Source organism: Megasphaera sp. MJR8396C (assembly GCF_001546855.1).
Lineage (GTDB): Bacteria > Bacillota > Negativicutes > Veillonellales > Megasphaeraceae > Megasphaera.
Genome location: NZ_KQ958199.1, coordinates 1 through 3,260 on the forward strand (window position 1 = coordinate 1; position 3,260 = coordinate 3,260).

The window sequence follows — 3,260 nt, forward strand, 5'->3', positions numbered from 1 at the left end:
TGAGCGGGCATTCCGCCCCGACCTAAGAGGACGGAGTATCCTGCCCGCATTTAGATGAATTACCTTGAGCGGACAATCTATTTTATGGTGATGAGGAGGTAACTATGAGCAGTAAAAAAGCGAGACGAGAGTTATTGCGGGTACTGGTATTGGCGGCTCTATTGAGTACACCCTACATGGGCGTGGGAGCTGTCGAATATCCCATAACCGGCGATACGATTGGAGGGACTCATGAGCTTCAAGGACAACATTCCCTGTTCGATTTTACCGTTGATCAGGAAGTGACTGCAACGTCAGATGTCTCCGTCATTTCAGAGGTGGCAGACGGTGAAGAGATGAAAGTTGTTTTTGACGGAAGCCTTAAAGAGGATTTAGCAAAAGGAAATCTGGATTTGAATATGGATGGTCATATCTTGTCCATCGATGCAAAACCGGATATTTTATATATTGGTCAAGATAACGTAAGTGTGAACATTCATGATGCTTATACTATTGAGGTGACGGCTCGTGCTGGAGTAATCGTGGATGTTTTTGAACAGAGTGGAAACTCTATCAGCCTTCAGGCCAAGAAGGATATCCTGTTAACCCAAGTAGAACAGTATTCGTTTGGGTCTTCCCTAACCGTAGATGGCGATAATCAGTTGAAATTGAATGCCGGCAATGACATCGTATTGCAACATGATGAGTCAGGCTCTATGATGAGTATTGGTGAAGAAACTAAGGCCGAAATGAATGCCGGACATGATATTACTTTCAATAAGGGCGATATCACTTCTTATGATGGAGGATCCCTTAAGATAGATGCCGGTAATGATATTACTTTTACGGAGGCCAACATCGAGGCGTGGCGTAAAGGCGAGCTTCAGATAAAGGCTGGCAATGATATCAAGGTGAACGGTGAAGGGTTTACAGGAATGAATCTTAATGATGGAGGAATCCTTCATGTGGAAGCTGGGCAGGATATTACGGTTGATAATGCTGATATTGATGCTAAAGAGGAAGCCTCGCTTCAAATGGACGCCGATAATGACATTACGTTTGGCAATACAGGTATTGAGATTCAAAGTGGTGCCACGATTCAGATGAACGCCGGAAATGATATTAAGTTGGATAATACAAGTGTTGATATTCAAGATGAAGCTACGCTTCAAATAGATGCCGGTAAGGACATTACGTTTGATAAGACCAATGTAGTTGTTCAAAATGGCGCAAAGATTAAGATAGATAACGTTAATAACATCGTTTTTAATAAGACCAATGAGGAGTCAGACTCATCGAGTCTGTACGTCGATAACGATGGCGAGGCGACGCTGACGGCCAAAAACGATATTCTGTTTAACCGCGAGCAAGACGGGACTTTTATTGAATTAAATTATTCCGACCGTTGGGGTGAAAGGGGACCCGCCTCTGCTACGATAACTGCCGCTGAGAATATCATTTTTCATGAAGATCAGGCCAGCAATTCGTCCGCTATTTATATGAATAATGGACCAACTCTTCAAATCGAAGCGCAGGCCATAAAGGGAAATACGCAGCGCTTAGCAGAGACTACTTGGTATGCGGACCTTTCTTTAAATGCCGAAGATATTGAATGGATTGCTCAAGAACCGGACGAGGAATCTACTGGATTGGAAGACGATACTAATATGGTTTTCTCTGCCAGCGGTAGTAAGATTAAATTCGACGCCGGCAACACCATTACATTATCAACAGAGATAACGCCTACGTTGATATTCGCCGATTACGGTGGTGATATTACGATGCGTGCCGGAGACTCGATTTCCCTGCATAATGCTGGTAACAATGCCGGTTATACTGACTATTATCATGATGACGGCGATGACTACTATAATGAGTACCACTATAATTACGACTACAAGTATCAATCGACGTTGTGGACTAATACCGGAATAATTGATTTGACGACGACGGATGGAATGATTTCCGTCGATAATAAGGGCTCTATCGCGGCCTTGGCGGAGTATGATGGGGTGATTAATTTTAACGGCAAGACGATTATCCCCGAGGCCGGTATCGGTGCTAAGTCGGAAGCCAGAGGGCTGATTAATTTTAATGCTGATACGGTTATGAAGAAAGTCGACATCGGCGCTTGGGCAGAGACTGATAGGGATATCGCGGAGGAAGACAAATCAACCATCACTTTTAACGGCGATTTGGTGATTGACCAAGCTAAGACCGGGGCTGTTGCCCAATATGACAGTGATATTATTTTTAACAAGGGTCTTGTGATTCAAGCTGAAGACAATGCCTTCTATGCCGAATCGGCCGGGAGAATAAAGACTCTCACCGAAGGCGTAGATAAGGTTATCAAAGGCAATATGCGGGCCTATAACGGGCAGATCGATGCCCTCTTTGATACACCTGATTCATCCTTTACCGGTTTTACCGAATTGCGTGAGATTGAGAAGGTCTATTCTTATGATGGAGACGATGAAGGTACGTGCCCGGCTAATCCTGGACCCGGTGATTGTGGCGATGTAGAGTACCAAGACGAAGAGATTTTAGATGAAGGTACTTGCCCAATTGATCCTGAACCTGGTGACTGTGGCGGTGGTGTAGACTATGGCGGCTGCGAAGATCCGGATATCGATGAAGGTTCTCACATTAACATTACCTTGCGAAACGGAGCTTTCTGGGATGTAACCGGTGACAGCACGTTGACGAAGTTAGATAATGATTCCTTAGTCAATATGAGTGATGCGGCTCATACCGGCACCAGCGTTACGGCAAAGAATCTGTCCGGTACGGGCACCATGGTCATGGACCTCGACTGGACCAGTAATGGCGGCGCAAAAGAAAAGACTGAACACAGCGACTATATCGTCGCTACAGAAAGTGCAACGGGGACACAGACGGTAGTGAGCGACCCGTCGACCATGCATCTGGATGAAATGGGTATTGATGACCGCCTCTATTTCGCTACCTTGACTAACAGCGATGCCGTATTTACCAGCCCGATTATTCAGCAAAATGTAACTAAGGGAAGCTTATATGATTACACGATCGGCATAACATCTGAAACGACGGTAGCAGCAGCTGATGCTGAAGCAACCGCCGATAGAGCTGCCACGGATACGACGACGGACTGGTTCTTCGGCACCATCGGTTATACCGAAAGTCCACTCGTTGAAACGGGACGCATCAATTCGCAGATCATGTACGATCTTGTCACTGATGTCGACACCTTAAATAAGCGTATGGGCGACGTTCGCCATATGAATACCGATCCCGACGGCTGG

General features: G+C 45.6%; 1 protein-coding gene. It reads left to right on the forward strand.

The genetic code is table 11. The features are described from left to right. Positions 1–104: 104 nt before the first annotated feature. Positions 105–3,260 (forward strand): hypothetical protein (locus HMPREF3201_RS07775; protein WP_197408273.1); only part of this gene is annotated, 3,156 nt, incomplete at its 3' end.